Source organism: Curtobacterium sp. 18060 (assembly GCF_902706105.1).
Taxonomy (GTDB): Bacteria; Actinomycetota; Actinomycetes; order Actinomycetales; family Microbacteriaceae; genus Curtobacterium.
Genome location: NZ_CACSJV010000117.1, coordinates 1 through 455, shown reverse-complemented (window position 1 = coordinate 455; position 455 = coordinate 1). Strand labels below are relative to the sequence as shown.

The window sequence follows — 455 nt, the reverse complement described above, 5'->3', positions numbered from 1 at the left end:
GCCTAATGTTTCGCCTTTTCTAATAGCCAAGTTAATATCATTAACTGCTCGGTATAGGCTGCCACTCGGTGATGTGTAATCCACGCTCACGCGATCGAATTTTAATAAAATATCATTGTTTAACGGTCTTGGCGGACGCGTTTGATGAATATCAGGAATCGCATCTATTAAGCGTTTTGTATAGGTATGTTGTGGCGATTTAAAAATACTTTCAACCGTGCCACTTTCAACGACACTTCCATCTTTCATTACAATCACATCGTCGCAAAATTGATACACAGCGCCTAAATCGTGAGTGATAAAAATAATAGATGTTTCTGTGTACTCATAAAGGGACTTCATTAACTGCAGTAATTGATTTTGTGTACTGGCATCTAATGCCGTTGTTGGTTCATCTGCGATTAAAATTTGTGGCTTTAAAATCAATGCCATTGCTATCATGACACGTTGACGCA

Annotated in this window: 1 pseudogene; it reads right to left on the bottom strand. The window is 38.5% G+C overall.

The annotated features are described in order from the left end of the window. Window positions 1-432, bottom strand: a pseudogene (locus GVL05_RS19825) (glutathione ABC transporter ATP-binding protein); the annotation flags it as partial. Between the last annotated feature and the right edge of the window lie 23 nt (window positions 433-455).